At 69.3% G+C, this 12,529-nt stretch carries 10 protein-coding genes; 9 read left to right on the forward strand and 1 reads right to left on the reverse strand.

Annotated features, from left to right (window positions below; translation table 11 throughout):
- Positions 1–4: 4 nt before the first annotated feature.
- From tig to clpX, 4 genes are all read left to right on the forward strand, one after another.
- The gene (tig, locus tag ACZ4EF_RS04100) at positions 5–1,390 is read left to right on the forward strand and encodes a trigger factor (RefSeq protein WP_467502672.1); all 1,386 of its coding nucleotides are present in this window, start codon (positions 5–7) and stop codon (positions 1,388–1,390) included.
- 399 nt (positions 1,391–1,789) lie between these two features.
- Entirely contained in the window at positions 1,790–2,392 is a 603-nt protein-coding gene (locus ACZ4EF_RS04105) for an ATP-dependent Clp protease proteolytic subunit (protein WP_355349570.1), read from the forward strand.
- A 69-nt stretch (positions 2,393–2,461) separates the two neighbouring features.
- The gene (locus ACZ4EF_RS04110) at positions 2,462–3,136 is read left to right on the forward strand and encodes an ATP-dependent Clp protease proteolytic subunit (protein ID WP_223187111.1); all 675 of its coding nucleotides are present in this window, start codon (positions 2,462–2,464) and stop codon (positions 3,134–3,136) included.
- 165 nt (positions 3,137–3,301) lie between these two features.
- Complete coding sequence (clpX, locus tag ACZ4EF_RS04115; protein ID WP_188282316.1) at positions 3,302–4,585, forward strand: ATP-dependent Clp protease ATP-binding subunit ClpX; 1,284 nt, start codon at positions 3,302–3,304, stop codon at positions 4,583–4,585.
- Between the two features lie 112 nt (positions 4,586–4,697).
- Here the strand turns inward: clpX and ACZ4EF_RS04120 are convergent, their stop codons facing one another.
- Positions 4,698–5,690 carry a hypothetical protein gene (locus tag ACZ4EF_RS04120; RefSeq protein WP_467502674.1) on the reverse strand — a complete coding sequence of 331 codons (993 nt, stop codon included), beginning with the start codon at positions 5,688–5,690 and terminating at the stop codon, positions 4,698–4,700.
- 118 nt (positions 5,691–5,808) lie between these two features.
- On the opposite strand from ACZ4EF_RS04120, the gene ACZ4EF_RS04125 reads away from it, so the two are divergent.
- From ACZ4EF_RS04125 to ACZ4EF_RS04145, 5 genes are all read left to right on the forward strand, one after another.
- Positions 5,809–8,442, forward strand: coding sequence for a valine--tRNA ligase (locus ACZ4EF_RS04125; protein WP_467502676.1), 2,634 nt, complete (start codon positions 5,809–5,811; stop codon positions 8,440–8,442).
- A 114-nt stretch (positions 8,443–8,556) separates the two neighbouring features.
- Positions 8,557–10,119, forward strand: coding sequence for a bifunctional tetrahydrofolate synthase/dihydrofolate synthase (gene folC / locus ACZ4EF_RS04130; RefSeq protein WP_401304554.1), 1,563 nt, complete (start codon positions 8,557–8,559; stop codon positions 10,117–10,119).
- 13 nt (positions 10,120–10,132) lie between these two features.
- Positions 10,133–10,504: a DUF4233 domain-containing protein gene (locus ACZ4EF_RS04135; protein WP_467345790.1), complete on the forward strand. Its 372-nt coding sequence runs from the start codon at positions 10,133–10,135 to the stop codon at positions 10,502–10,504.
- Between the two features lie 206 nt (positions 10,505–10,710).
- Complete coding sequence (gene ndk / locus ACZ4EF_RS04140; RefSeq protein WP_188282321.1) at positions 10,711–11,124, forward strand: nucleoside-diphosphate kinase; 414 nt, start codon at positions 10,711–10,713, stop codon at positions 11,122–11,124.
- A gap of 264 nt (positions 11,125–11,388) precedes the next feature.
- On the forward strand, positions 11,389–12,411 hold the full coding sequence (locus tag ACZ4EF_RS04145; RefSeq protein ID WP_355349577.1) for a rod shape-determining protein: 1,023 nt from the start codon (positions 11,389–11,391) through the stop codon (positions 12,409–12,411).
- Positions 12,412–12,529: the final 118 nt, after the last annotated feature.

Below are 12,529 nucleotides of genomic sequence, written 5' to 3' on the forward strand. Positions count from 1 at the left end.
AACCGTGAAGAGCGCCGTCGAGACTCTGAACCCGACTCGGGTTCGACTCACTGTCGAGGTGCCCTTCGAGGAGCTCAAGCCCAGCCTCGACGCGGCGTACAAGAAGATCAACCAGCAGGTCACGGTGCCGGGCTTCCGCAAGGGCAAGATCCCTGCGCGCGTCATCGACCAGCGGTTCGGCCGTGGCGCGGTCCTCGAAGAGGCCATCAACGACGCGCTGCCGAAGTTCTACACGGAGGCGGTCAACGAGGGTGAGCTGAACGTACTCGGCCAGCCCGACGTCGACATCACCGAGTTCAACGACGGTGACGAGCTGAAGTTCACCGCCGAGGTGGACATCCGCCCCGCGATCGAGATCCCGGACTACTCCGGCATCGAGGTCGTCGTGGACGCCGTCGAGGTCACCGACGAGGACGTCGACACCTCGCTGGAGCAGCTCCGTGACCGCTTCGCCTCGACCACCACGGTCGAGCGCGCGGCGGCCGAGGGCGACGTCGTGATCGTCGACCTCGAAGCCTCCGTCGACGGCGAGGTGCTGGAGGACGGCGTCGCCAAGGGCGTCAGCTACACCATCGGCTCCGGCCAGCTCCTCGACGGCATCGACGAGGCCGTCATCGGCCTGGAGGCCGGTGGCTCCGCCACCTTCACCTCCGAGCTGAAGGGCGGCTCCGCCGCCGGCAGCGCCGCCGAGGTCAAGGTCGACGTCTCCGACGTACAGGCCCGCGAACTGCCCGCCCTGGACGACGACTTCGCCCAGCTCGCGAGCGAGTTCGACACCCTTGAGGAGCTGCGCGCGGACAGCCGCAAGCGCCTGGAGCGGATGAAGCAGTACGACCAGGCGACCGCCGCCCAGGAGAAGGTCCTCGACGCGCTCATCGAGCTGTCCGAGGTGCCGATCCCGGAGAAGCTGCTCAAGGACGAGATCGAGACCAGGACCCACAACCTGGAGCACCACCAGTTCCCGCAGATGGGTCTGGACTGGGACACGTACCTGGAGCGCGAGGGCAAGACGCGCGAGGAGTACGACGCGGAGCTCGAGGCCCAGGCGGTCAAGGGCATCAAGACCCAGTTCCTGCTGGACGAACTGGTCAACAAGGAGAAGCTCTCCGTCAACCAGGAAGAGCTGACCGAGCACCTCATGCGCCGTGCGGCGACCTCCGGGATGTCTCCCGACCAGTTCGCCCAGGCCGTCGTCGAAGGCGGCCAGGTGCCGATGCTCGTCGGCGAGGTCGCCCGCGGCAAGGCGCTCGCGGTCGTCGTGGAGTCCGTCAAGGTCACGGACACCAACGGTGAGGTCGTGGACCTCGAGGACGAAGAGGACGAGGACGGCGAGACGGTCGAGGCCGTCGAGGCCGCCGACGAGAAGCCGGAGCCTGTCGAGCAGGTCTGAGCCCCGTCAGGGGCGCGGGGAACCGCGCGATCAGCCACGACGACGGCTGCACGTCACCACCGGCCCCGGAGGGGGCAGTCACGGTTGTTCTCGGACCACCGGCCGGTGGGGACGTGCCGCGCGGTTCCCCGCGCCCCTCGAAGCACCCGCCTCCGCGAGGTGAACGCGCAGGCACGTCCGGGCCGGGCCACCAACCCCCTGTGCCGGCGCGGCGTCTTGGTCTCCGCTGGCAGCGAACAGTTCCGCGTAGGGGATTGCTGGGCCCCACCTGCGCGTTAGGGTCCGTAAGTAGGAGGGCGGGGGCTCGGCACCAGAAGGGGTCGGCCCCGGCCCGGACGAAGACCCTGTGACGGCTTCACGGCCGTCCGACAACGAGCAGGTGGATACGTGACGACTCCGATGCCTTCCGCCGCCGGCGAGCCGACTCTCGGTGGCCTCGGCGACCAGGTCTACAACCGACTGCTCGGCGAGCGAATCATCTTCCTCGGCCAGGCGGTCGACGATGACATCGCCAACAAGATCACCGCCCAGCTCCTTCTCCTGGCAGCCGAGCCGGACAAGGACATCTTCCTCTACATCAACAGCCCCGGCGGCTCCGTGACCGCCGGTATGGCGATCTACGACACGATGCAGTTCATCAAGAACGACGTCGTGACGATCGCCATGGGCATGGCCGCCTCGATGGGCCAGTTCCTGCTGACCGCGGGCACCCCCGGCAAGCGCTTCGCCCTGCCGAACACCCGCATCCTGATGCACCAGCCCTCCGCGGGTCTCGGCGGCTCCGCCACCGACATCAAGATCCAGGCCGAGCAGTTGCTGCACACCAAGCGCCGCATGGCCGAGCTGATCGCCCAGCACTCCGGGCAGAGCTTCGACCAGATCACCAAGGACTCCGACCGCGACCGCTGGTTCTCCGCCGAGGAGGCCAAGGAGTACGGCCTGCTGGACGGCGTCATGCTGTCCGCCACGGAGGTCCCGGGCGGTGGCGGCACCGGCGCCTGATCCGTTCAGGAACCCCAGCCGACAGCACCCAGCTTCCGCATCATCACCAGGACGGTGGACGTGAACAGCATGAACTTCCCCGGCAGCGGCCTGTACGAGCGCACCGAGGCCGAGCGGCCCGGTGTGTTCGGTGCCGAGGCCCGCTACATCATTCCGCGCTTCGTCGAGCGCACCTCGCAGGGCGTGCGCGAGTACGACCCGTACGCGAAGCTCTTCGAGGAGCGCGTGATCTTCCTCGGCGTGCAGATCGACGACGCGTCGGCCAACGACGTCATGGCGCAGCTCCTGTGCCTGGAGTCCATGGACCCCGACCGGGACATCTCGGTCTACATCAACAGCCCCGGCGGCTCCTTCACCGCGCTGACGGCGATCTACGACACGATGCAGTTCGTGAAGCCGGACATCCAGACGGTCTGCATGGGCCAGGCGGCGTCCGCCGCCGCGGTCCTGCTGGCCGCCGGCAGCCCCGGCAAGCGGATGGCGCTGCCGAACGCGCGGGTGCTGATCCACCAGCCGTACAGCGAGACCGGCCGCGGGCAGGTCTCCGACCTGGAGATCGCCGCCAACGAGATCATCCGGATGCGGCAGCAGCTCGAAGAGATGCTGGCCAAGCACTCCACGACGCCGATCGAGCAGATCCGCGACGACATCGAGCGGGACAAGATCCTTACCGCCGAGGAGTCGCTGGCCTACGGGCTGGTCGACCAGATCGTCTCGACCCGCAAGACCTCTGTGACGGTCTGAACACAGTCGGACAACGGACCGGTCGCGCGGGTGGCCCTCCTTGGACTCCACTGAGTGAGTACGTCCAAGGGGGGCCCACACGGGGGTCGCGGCAAGGTACCGTCGATGAGAGAAGCACCAGGCTCCGTTGATCTCGGCGGATCCCAGGCGAAGGGGAAACACCTCGTGGCACGCATCGGTGACGGCGGCGACCTGCTGAAGTGCTCATTCTGCGGAAAGAGCCAGAAGCAGGTGAAGAAGCTCATCGCAGGCCCTGGTGTGTACATCTGCGACGAGTGCATCGATCTCTGCAACGAGATCATCGAGGAGGAGCTGGCCGAGTCCTCCGAGGTGCGCTGGGAGGACCTGCCCAAGCCGCGGGAGATCTACGAGTTCCTCGAGGGCTACGTGGTCGGGCAGACGCCCGCGAAGAAGGCCCTGTCGGTCGCGGTGTACAACCACTACAAGCGGGTCCAGGCGGGTGAGAACGCCGGCCGCGGGCACGACGACGCGATCGAGCTGGCGAAGTCCAACATCCTGCTGCTCGGCCCGACGGGCTCCGGCAAGACGCTGCTGGCCCAGACGCTGGCCCGCATGCTCAACGTGCCGTTCGCCATCGCGGACGCGACCGCCCTCACCGAGGCCGGTTACGTGGGCGAGGACGTCGAGAACATCCTGCTGAAGCTGATCCAGGCGGCGGACTACGACGTCAAGAAGGCCGAGACCGGGATCATCTACATCGACGAGATCGACAAGGTCGCCCGCAAGAGCGAGAATCCGTCGATCACCCGCGATGTGTCCGGCGAGGGCGTGCAGCAGGCGCTGCTGAAGATCCTGGAGGGCACGACGGCCTCGGTGCCGCCGCAGGGCGGGCGCAAGCACCCGCACCAGGAGTTCATCCAGATCGACACCACGAACGTGCTGTTCATCGTGGGCGGTGCCTTCTCCGGTCTGGAGAAGATCATCGAGTCCCGCGCGGGCGCCAAGGGCATCGGCTTCGGTGCGACCATCCGCTCCAAGCGCGAGCTGGACATGGCCGACCAGTTCTCCGAGATCATGCCGGAGGACCTGGTCAAGTTCGGCATGATCCCCGAGTTCATCGGACGGCTGCCCGTCATCACCAGCGTGCACAACCTCGACCGCGAGGCGCTCCTCCAGATTCTGGTCGAGCCGCGCAACGCGCTGGTGAAGCAGTACCAAAAACTCTTCGAACTCGACGGTGTGGAGCTGGAGTTCGAGCACGGCGCGCTGGAGTCCATCGCGGACCAGGCGATCCTGCGGCAGACCGGCGCCCGCGGTCTGCGGGCCATCATGGAGGAAGTCCTCCAGTCGGTGATGTACGAGGTGCCGTCCCGCAAGGACGTGGCCCGGGTCGTCATCACGGCCGATGTCGTGCACTCCAACGTCAACCCGACGCTGGTGCCGCGTGAACCGCGCATCGTCGGCAAGGGCGAGCAGAAGAGCGCGTAGCGCCACAGTACGAACACACGCGAAGGGGGCGCCCGGTGGATCCGGGCGCCCCCTTCCGTCTGCGCGGAACGGCTCCGCGGAACGCTCACGCCGAACGCGTCGGCGTACGGCGTCAGTTGAGCGGGACGCGCACGTCCTTGCGGACCTTCGCGGTGAGCGCCGCCGCCTCGTCGATCGGCATGCCGCTGCCGACCCCGGTGGTGGCCGTCGTCAGGTCGACCGGCAGGGTGTAGCCGACGGTGCTGTAGTCGGCCCACAGGCAGATCGGTGTGGTGAACGACTTGCTGCCCTCGGTGTACTTGGTGTTCTGGCACGACATGACGGCGTCGTCCATGCCCGCGGGCTGCACCTTCTGCGGGCTGCCGACCAGTTCGGTCTTGCCGCCGCCGGATTCCTTGTCGTCGGCGGCCTGCTTCTTCAGGTCGGCGAACATGCCGTCGACCACCTTCTGCGGGTCCGCGACCTTGCCGTAGACACCGCTGAACTCCAGCAGCTTGCCGGTGAGTTGGGACCCGCTGGTGTAGCCCGAGCTGACCTGCTGGGGGTCGGTGACGCCGAGCGTCTTGAGCAGCGTGACGTCCTTGGCGTCGAAGCCGTCGCCGGTGTCCGCGTCCTTCGACTTCTTGTACGTCTCCGCGACGGTCTCGGGCGTGATGAGCTTGTACTGCTTGCCGTCGTTCTTGACGGTGCTCTTGCCGCCGCCGCCCTTGCCGCCGTTGGCGCTGTTGTCGCCGTCACTGCCCTTGGTGAGGAAGAAGACCCCGGCGCCGATCGCGACCAGCGCCACCACGGCGCCGATGATGATCCCGGTGCGCTTCCCGCCGCCACCGCCCTGCGGCGGCACGGGCGGCTGGCCGCCGTAGCCGTAGCCCGGCTGCTGCTGCGGCTGCCCGTACGGCGCCTGCTGCGGCGGGCCCTGCTGGGGGTAGCCGTAACCGGGCTGCCCCTGGGGCTGGCCGTACGGCTGCTGCGGCGGCTGGCCGTAACCACCTTGCTGCGGCTGCCCGTATCCGCCCTGCTGCGGCTGCTGCGGCTGCGGCTGCCCGTATCCGCCCTGCTGGGGCTGGTGCCCGTACGGGTTCGGCGGCGGCTGGTTGTCACTCATGTCAGGTGGTCCCCTCGTTTACGACCGTCGGACCATCCTCGCCGATCCTTTATCGGGTTCTTACAGCGGGGGCGATACGGATTCGTAACGGGATGGTCCGCCACCGTAGAATCGTGCCGTGACCGACAACTCTCAGCAGAGCCCCGACCGCGGGCCGCACAGCACCCCCGAACTGCCGACGACCTACACGCCGGCCGAGGTAGAGGGGGCGCTGTACGAGCGCTGGGTAGAACGCGGCTACTTCGAGGCGGACGCGAAGAGCGACAAGCCCGCGTACACCATCGTCATCCCGCCGCCGAACGTCACGGGCACGCTCCACCTGGGTCACGCCTTCCAGCACACGCTGATGGACGCCCTCACCCGCCGCAAGCGGATGCAGGGTTACGAGTCGCTGTGGCTGCCCGGCATGGACCACGCGGGCATCGCCACCCAGAACAAGGTCGAGCAGCAGCTCGCCGACGAGGGCAAGTCCCGGCACGACATCGGCCGCGAGGCGTTCGTCGACCGCGTCTGGCAGTGGAAAGAGGAGTACGGCGGCCGGATCCTCGGCCAGATGCGCCGCCTCGGCGACGGCGTGGACTGGTCCCGCGAGCGCTTCACCATGGACGAGGGCCTGTCCAAGGCCGTCCAGACCATCTTCAAGAAGCTGTACGACGACGAGCTGATCTACCGCGCCGAGCGGATCATCAACTGGTGTCCGCGCTGTATGACGGCGATCTCGGACATCGAGGTCGACTACCAGGACGACGACGGCGAGTTGGTCTCGCTGAAGTACGGCGAGGGCGACGAGACGGTCGTCGTGGCGACCACCCGCGTCGAGACGATGCTCGGCGACACCGCCGTCGCCGTCCACCCGGACGACGAGCGGTACCGGCACCTGGTCGGCAAGCGGATCAAGCTGCCGCTCACCGACCGGACGATCCCGGTCGTCGCCGACACGCACGTCGACCCGGAGTTCGGCACCGGCGCCGTCAAGGTGACGCCCGCGCACGACCCGAACGACTTCGCGATCGGCCAGCGGCACGGCCTGGAGTCGCTGACCGTCATGGACGAGCGCGCGGTCATCACCGCGCCCGGCCCCTTCCAGGGCCTGGACCGCTTCGAGGCGCGGTCCGCGATCGTCGAGGCGCTGCGCGAACAGGGCCGGATCGTCGCGGAGAAGCGTCCTTACGTCCACTCCGTCGGCCACTGCTCGCGCTGCAAGACCACCATCGAGCCGCGGCTGTCCCTCCAGTGGTGGGTCAGGGTCGAGCCGCTGGCGAAGGCGTCCGGCGACGCGGTCCGCGACGGCCGGGTCAGGATCCACCCGTCGGAGCTGAACAAGCGGTACTTCGACTGGGTCGACAACATGCACGACTGGTGCATCTCGCGCCAGTTGTGGTGGGGCCACCGCATCCCCGTCTGGTACGGGCCGAACGGCCAGCAGATCTGCGTCGGACCGGACGACGAGGTGCCGTCCGGCGAGGGCTGGACGCAGGACTCCGACGTCCTGGACACCTGGTTCTCGTCCGCCCTGTGGCCGTTCTCCACGCTGGGCTGGCCCGAACAGACGCCGGATCTGGAGAAGTTCTATCCGACCGACGTCCTGCTCACCGGCCACGACATCATCTTCTTCTGGGTCGCCCGGATGATGATGTTCGGCCTGTACGCGATGGACGGCACCCCGCCGTTCCACACCATCGCGCTGACCGGGCTGGTCCGCGACGAGTTCGGCAAGAAGATGTCCAAGTCCAACCCCAACTCGGTGGACCCGCTGGACTGGATGGACAAGTACGGCTCGGACGCCGTCCGCTTCACCCTGGCCCGCGGCGCCAACCCCGGCGCCGACGTGCCGATCGGCGAGGACTGGGTCCAGGCGTCCCGCAACTTCGCCAACAAGATCTGGAACGCCACGCGCTTCGCGCTGATGAACGGCGCCACGGTCCAGGGCCCGCTGCCCGCGCCCGAGGAGCTGTCGGCCACCGACCGGTGGATCCTGTCCCGGCTGAACACGGTCGTCGCCGAGGTCAACGGCCTGTACGACGACTACCAGTTCGCGAAGCTCAGCGACAGCCTCTACCACTTCGCGTGGGACGAGGTCTTCGACTGGTATGTGGAGCTGTCCAAGACCGTCTTCTTCGCGGGCGGCGACGGCGCCCGGGTCTCCGGGCGGGTCCTGGGCGAGGTCCTGGACGTGATGCTGCGGCTGCTGCACCCGATCGTCCCCTTCGTCACCGAGACGCTGTGGACGACGCTGACCGGCGGCGAGTCGCTGGTCGTCGCGGACTGGCCGAGCGACAGCGGCTTCCGGGACGCGGCGGCCGAGGCGGAGATCGCCGAGGTCCAGCGGGTGGTCACCGAGGTCCGCCGCTTCCGCTCCGACCAGGGGCTCCAGCCCGGCCAGAAGGTCCCGGCGCTGCTGACCCTGGACGGGACGCTGCTCGCGCCGCACGAGGACGCCATCCGCCAGGTGCTCCGGCTCCAGCCCGCGGGCGAGGACTTCCACGCCACCGCGACGCTGCCGGTCGCGGGCGCCACGGTCGCGCTCGACCTGTCCGGCACGATCGACGTTCCGGCCGAGCGCAAGCGGCTCACCAAGGATCTCGGCCTGGCCGAGAAGGAGAAGGCCGACGCCGAGAAGAAGCTGGGCAACGAGGCGTTCCTCGGCAAGGCGCCCGAGCCGGTGGTGGCCAAGATCCGTACGCGGCTGGCGACCGCCGAGGCCGACATCGCCCGGATCACCGCGCAGATCGCGGCCCTCCCTTCGGCCTGACCGCACCGAGGGCCGCCCGCCCCGAAGGGCCACCGTGTGCCACGGGCCCGGACCGCGCACCCGCGGTCCGGGCCCGTGGCCGTTTCCGCTCGCGGGCTCCGTAGACTGGGCGCTGTGAGCGAGCACCCGCACAACGGCGACGGCCCCGAAGACGACGCGTACGAAATCCAGGACACGGCCTACGACGTGGACGACGACGTCGAGGACGCGGACGGGGCGGCCGACGGTACCCTCCGCGAGGCCGACCTGGCCGTCATCGAGGCGGGCAGCCGGACGCTGCGGGCCGGTGTCAGCCCGGTCGCGGCCGAGGACGACGTACCGGCGCGGCCCGCGGACCCCGCCGTCGACCGGGAGCTGCGCACGGTCGAGGAGGAGCTGCTCGGCCGCTGGCCCGAGACGAAGCTGGAGCCCTCGCTCGACCGGATCACGGCGCTGATGGACGTCCTCGGCGACCCGCAGCGCGCCTACCCGGCGATCCACATCACCGGCACCAACGGCAAGACCAGCACCGCCCGGATGATCGAGCGGCTGCTGCTCTCCTTCGACCTGCGCACCGGCCGCTACACCAGCCCGCACGTGCAGTCCGTCACCGAGCGGATCAGCCTGGACGGCGCGCCGATCTCCGCCGAGCGGTTCATCGAGACCTACCGCGACATCCAGCCCTTCGTCGGCATGGTGGACGACGCGCAGCCGCACCGGCTGTCGTTCTTCGAGGTGCTCACCGGGATGGCGTACGCGGCCTTCGCGGACGCGCCGGTCGACGTCGCGGTGGTCGAGGTCGGCATGGGCGGCGGCTGGGACGCCACCAACGTGGTGGACGGCCAGGTCGCCGTGGTCACCCCGATCGCGCTCGACCACACCGACCGGCTGGGCTCCACGCCCGGCGAGATCGCGGTGGAGAAGAGCGGCATCATCAAGAAGAACGCCACCGCCGTCCTGGCCCAGCAGCCCGCCGACGCGGCGCAGACGCTGCTCAAGCGGGCCGTGGAGGCGGACGCGACGGTCGCCCGCGAGGGCATGGAGTTCGGCGTCGTGCACCGCGAGGTCGCCGTCGGCGGGCAACTGCTGACGCTGCGCGGCCTGGGCGGCGAGTACGAACAGGTCTTCCTGCCACTGCACGGCGAGCACCAGGCGCACAACGCGGCGGTCGCGCTGGCCGCCGTCGAGGCGTTCTTCGGCATCGGCAGCACCCAGTCGCGCACCCTCGACATGGACACCGTGCGGGCCGCGTTCGCCTCGGTCACCTCGCCCGGCCGCCTGGAGGTGGTGCGCCGCAGCCCCACCGTGGTCCTGGACGCGGCGCACAATCCGGCGGGCGCGGCCGCCGCGGCGGCCGCGGTCGGTGAGGCGTTCGGCTTCACGCACCTGGTCGGTGTGGTCGGGCCGAGCGGCGACAAGGACGTACGCGGGCTGCTGGAGGCGTTCGAGCCGGTCTTCTCCGAGGTCGTCGTCACCCGTAACTCGACGCACCGCGCGATGGACGTGGACGAATTGGCGGCGCTGGCCGTCGAGGTGTTCGGGGACGACCGGGTGCAGGTCGAGCCGAGGCTGGACGACGCGCTGGAGGCGGCGATCACGCTCGCCGAGGACGAGGGCGAGTTCTCCGGGGCCGGAGTGCTGGTCACCGGTTCCGTCATCACCGTCGGAGAGGCCCGGCTGCTGCTGGGCCGCAAGTGAAGGGGGCGGGACGATGCGGACGCTGTGCGCGAGCACGCTGATCGGCGAGTTCTTCGTCATCGGCTTCGCCGGTCTGGTCGCGATGAAGCATCCCGACCTGTCGATGGGCACCGTCTGGACGGTGTGCGGGATCGCCATGGCGCTGTGCGTGCTGCTGTGCGGGATGCTCACCCGGCCGGGCGCGCTGACCGTCGGCTGGGTGCTCCAGGCCGCGCTGGTGGTCAGCGGGTACTGGGTCGGCACGATGTTCTTCCTCGGCGTGATCTTCGCCGGTCTGTGGTGGGCGGCGATCCACTACGGGCGCAAGGTGGACGTCCTGAAGGCCCGGCACGCGGCGCAGGCCGAGGCGCAGGCACAAGACCGTGCGCGGGCCCAGGAAGCGTGACCCCAGCGGCACCGTCCGTCCCGTCCGTCCCGGCCCGGTGTCCGCCGGGCACCGCCCGCCCTTGTAGGCTCGTCGTACTTCGCACCCCGCCGGCCGGAGCCCATACGGCCGCGCCCCCCGCGGCCGCACCCCGCCGGCCGCACACCGCACCCGTACAGAGAACCCGTACACCGAACCCGTAGACCGCACACAGCAGGAGCCGTCCCGTGTCGCAGCGCACCCTTGTCCTTCTCAAGCCGGACACCGTCCGCCGCGGCCTGATCGGCGAGGTCGTCGGCCGCATCGAACGCAAGGCGGGCTGGACCGTCGCCGCGCTCGAACTGCGCACCCTGGACCGCGGCACGCTGGAGCAGCACTACGCCGAGCACGTCGGCCGCCCGTTCTACGAGCCGCTGATGGACTTCATGGCGTCGGGCCCCGCGGTCGCGATGGTCGTCGAGGGCGAGCGGGTCATCGAGGGCGTCCGCGCGCTGGCCGGTCCGACCGACCCGATCGCCGCCGCGCCGGGCTCCATTCGGGGGGACTTCGGGACGATTGTCCGGGAGAATCTGATCCACGCCTCGGACTCCGAGGAGTCCGCCGAGCGCGAGATCAAGATCTTCTTCCCCGGTCTGGCCTAATCCCGGGACCTGGCTGTTCGGGTACGGAGTACCGTTGCTGACGCCCCGTCGGACCAGGCGCCCGGGGGAATCCCGCCGCCCCGGGCATATGCCGTCGGCGATCGGGAACCAAACACCCCGACACGGCGTCACCATTACAGAGGTCCGCTGTGTGTTCTGATGACAATGACGTCGGAACCCCGACCCCGTGCCCCGCCGGGCGCGACTACGATGGAATCTCCGCTCAAGCTCGGGAAGGCCAGACGTATCCACATGGCGAACAACATGTCGTTCATCGGCCGTGACATGGCAGTCGACCTCGGGACGGCCAACACGCTGGTGTACGTCAGGGGCCGCGGGATCGTCCTGAACGAGCCGTCGGTCGTGGCCGTCAACACCAACACCGGCGGCATCCTCGCGGTCGGTTCCGAGGCCAAGAAGATGATCGGCCGCACCCCCGGCAACATCGTCGCGGTGCGCCCCCTGAAGGACGGCGTCATCGCCGACTTCGAGATCACCGAGCGCATGCTGCGCTACTTCATCCTCAAGATCCACAAGCGGCGGTACCTGGCCCGCCCGCGGGTGGTCGTCTGCGTGCCCTCCGGCATCACCGGAGTCGAGCGACGCGCCGTCATCGAGGCGACCACGCAGGCCGGCGCCCGTACCGTGCACATCATCGAGGAGCCGATGGCGGCGGCGATCGGCGCCGGGCTCCCGGTGCACGAGGCCACCGGCAACATGGTGGTGGACATCGGCGGCGGCACCACCGAGGTCGCGGTGATCAGCCTCGGCGGCATCGTCACCGCCCAGTCCATCCGCGTCGCGGGTGACGAGCTGGACAACGCGATCATCCAGCACATCAAGAAGGAGTACAGCCTCCTGCTCGGTGAGCGGACCGCGGAGCAGATCAAGCTCACCATCGGCTCCGCCTTCGCCTCCAAGGACGACGACGAGCACACCGAGATCCGCGGCCGTGACCTGGTCAGCGGCCTGCCCAAGACCGTGGTGATCTCCGCGGCCGAGGTGCGCAAGGCCATCGAGGAGCCGGTCAACGCGATCGTCGACGCGGTGAAGACCACCCTGGACAAGTGCCCGCCCGAGCTGTCCGGCGACATCATGGACCGCGGGATCGTGCTGGCCGGCGGCGGCGCGCTGCTGCGCGGCCTGGACGAGCGGCTGCGGCACGAGACGGGAATGCCCATTCACATCGCCGAGTCGCCGCTGGACTGCGTGGCGCTGGGCGCGGGCAAGTGCGTCGAGGAATTCGAGGCACTCCAGCAGGTGCTCGACTCCTCGCCACGCAGATGAGGCACGGGCAGCACACGGGCTCACCGGTCGCCCGCAGCGACGGCGGGAACCCGCCCCACAAGCTCTGACCGGCCGCGGTGCACAGCGGCGGCAGGTCCGATGAGGAAGGCACGGACTG

The organism is Streptomyces sp. NPDC025721, from assembly GCF_055558595.1.